This is a genomic window from Caballeronia glebae (assembly GCF_001545035.1).
In the GTDB taxonomy this organism is placed as follows: Bacteria; Pseudomonadota; Gammaproteobacteria; order Burkholderiales; family Burkholderiaceae; genus Caballeronia; species Caballeronia glebae.
In genome coordinates, this window is the sequence record NZ_FCOJ02000144.1 from 1 (window position 1) to 2,950 (window position 2,950).

2 protein-coding genes are annotated in these 2,950 nt (G+C 68.2%); both read left to right on the top strand.

All coding sequences use genetic code 11. The features are described from left to right. The coding region (locus AWB82_RS36385; protein ID WP_086974071.1) for a ShlB/FhaC/HecB family hemolysin secretion/activation protein at positions 1-1,585 on the top strand (1,585 nt) is incomplete at its 5' end. A 35-nt stretch (positions 1,586-1,620) separates the two neighbouring features. Further along, positions 1,621-2,950, top strand: a 1,330-nt coding sequence (locus tag AWB82_RS36390; protein ID WP_143756996.1) for a two-partner secretion domain-containing protein, incomplete at its 3' end; no start/stop codon positions are given.

Consider the following 2,950-nt stretch of genomic DNA (forward strand, 5'->3'; position numbering starts at 1 on the left):
GCTAAACGAGCAGCCGCGCCCGTCGACGGCCGCGCCGCCGCCGGGCGGTTCCAGCGCGCTGCCCGCGCCGCCCGCCGCGCCTGAGCAAGCGCCCGAAGGAAAGAAGTTCGTGCTGCGAAGCATTCGCTTGGCGGGAAACGAAACGCTGCCGTCCGATGCGTTGCTCGCGCTCGTCGCCGACAAGATTGGCCAGGAAGTGTCGATGAACGATCTGAACGCGATGAGCACGCGCATTGCGCAGGCGTATCGCGAGCGCGGCTATCCGCTCGCGCAGGTCGTGATCCCGCCGCAGGACGTGACCAACGGCGACGTCACCTTCACCGTGCTCGAAGGCAAGATCGGCCGCGTCCGGCTGACGATGGCGCCCGGCGCGCCCATCAAGGAATCGATGGTGCGCGCGCGGCTCGCCGCGATCGAACCCGGCAAACCGCTCAGGCAGACCGAACTCGAACGCGCGATGCTGCTGCTGTCGGACCTGCCCGGCATTCGCGTGAGTTCGGCGCTGGAAACCGGCAGCGCGCCCGGCACCGTCGATCTGAACGTGACGGTCGAGCCCACGCGCCGCTGGAACTTCGCGGTCTCCGTCGACGATTACGGCGCGGCGCCCGCCGGCCGCTGGCGGCTCGGCGCGGTGGCGCGGCTCGCGTCGCCGTTCGGCATCGGCGATAACCTCGACATCAACCTGCTCGCGGCCGAGCGCGCCGATACCGTGTATGGGCGCATTGGCTACGACGCGCCCGTCGATGCGAGCGGCACGCGCGTCGGCATCGCGTATTCGCATCTGTATTACTACCTCGGCGAGCAGTTCGCGTCGCTGAACGCGCACGGCGATGCGGATGTCGTCACCGCGTCGGTTTCGCATCCGCTGATCCGCTCGCGCAGTCAGAACCTGCTGCTGCGCGGCGCGCTGGAATATCGCTCGCTCACCGACAAGATCGACAGCGTGAGCTTCGACAATCCGCAAAAGCTGTACGTGGCGAGCGTCGGGCTGTCGTATGAGAGCCGCGACAGTTTTCTCGGCGGCGGCTTCAACAGCGCGGACGTGCAACTGGCGTTCGCGCATCTGAATATCGATTCGGCGCTCGCGGAGGCGATCGATCAGAGCCCGGTCGGGCGCAACACGCAGGGCAACAGCGTGCGCCTCACGATGCAGGCCAACCGCCTCAATGCGATCACGCGCAACACGAGCTTTTTCGTGGGCGTGTCGGGTCAATGGGCGAACCAGAACCTCGACAGCTCGTCGCGCATCACGCTCGGCGGCCCGCGCGCGGTGCGCGCCTATTCGCCCTCGGAATCGGTGGTCGATGAAGGGCTGATTGCCACCGCGCAATTCCGTTACGCGGTGATTCCGTCGCTCACGCTCTCGACGTTCTTCGATATCGGCGTGGGCCGCTACAACGCGCGCTCGATTCCGGGGCAAGGCGCGAACACCGTGACGCGCAGCGGCGTGGGTCTCGGCGCGTTCTGGAACGGGCCGTATGGCATCACCGTCGATGCGAGCGTGGCCTGGCGCACGACCCGCGCCGACACCACCGGCGACGACAAGGTGCCGCGCGTATACGTTCAGGTATCCAAATCGTTTTAGCGCGGGAAACAGGACCGTAACGAGAGGAGTTCGACATGAGCGACATCACCTGTCTTCGGACCCGCAGGCATCGCCGGGAATGGGATCGTGCGATCAGGCGTTTCGCGAAACGCGTCGCGCGTCATGTGGGCGGCGATCTCAAGGCGTCCGCGCTGTTGCCGCTCTTGGTGTTCGTCGCGGCGCCGTGCGCGTTCGCGCTGCCGGTCGGCGAGCAGGTTCAGGCGGGCAACGTCACGGTCAACCGTCCGAGCGCGACGTCGATGACGATCACGCAGGGCTCGCAAAAGGGCATCGTGAACTGGAACGGCTTCTCGATCGGCGGGAACGAGCGCGTCGATATCTCGCAGCCGTCAGCGCAGGCGGTGCTGCTCAACCGTGTCGTGGGCAATGAAGTCAGCCGCATCGCGGGGCAGCTCAACGCCAACGGGCAGGTGTTTCTCGTGAATCCGGCGGGCGTGGTGTTCGCCCGCGGCGCGTCGGTGAACGTGGGATCGCTCGTCGCATCGACGCTCGGCATTTCGAACGACGCGTTCCTCGCCGGCAAATATCGCTTCAGACAGGACGGTGCAACGGGCTCGAAAGTGTCGAACGATGCGACGATCACCGCCGCGCCCGGCGGCGCGGTCGCGTTGCTCGGCGCGCAGGTCGACAACAGCGGACAGGTGAGCGCGACGCTCGGCAAGATCGCGATCGGCGCGGGCAGCGACATCACGCTCGATTTCGCGGGCGACGGCCTCACGATGCTGAAGGTGAACGACAAGGTGGCGAACGCGCTCATCGGCAATTCGGGCACGCTTCAGGCAGACGGCGGACAGATCGTGATGTCGGTGCATGCCGCCGACGACGCCACGGCGAGCGTGCTCAACCAGACGGGCACGGTGCGCGCGCGCAGCGTGGAGGCGCGCAACGGACGCATCGTGCTCGATGGCGGATTGTCGGGCGTGACCGATATCGGCGGCATCGCCGACGCCACCGCGCCCAGCGCCGGCAAGGGCGGACAGATCGACGTGACCGGCTACCACGTCGCCGTGAACGAAGGCGCGCGTCTCGATGCGAGCGGCGCGAACGGCGGCGGCCGCGTGCGGGTGGGCGGCGGCGCGGCGGGCCGGGCGACGGACCTCGCCAACGCCGACGCGCTGTGGATGAGCCCGAACGCGCGCGTCATGGCGAACGCGCTCGTCGCGGGCGACGGCGGCAACATCGTGATGTACGGGACCGAGGCGGCGCGCGTGTACGGCGAGCTTGCCGCGCGGGGCGGGCCGCGCGGCGGCAACGGCGGGCTGGTCGAGACGTCGGGCGAATATCTGGCGACGGACGGCGCGCGGATTCACATCGACGCGCCGCGAGGCCACGGCGGGCAATGGC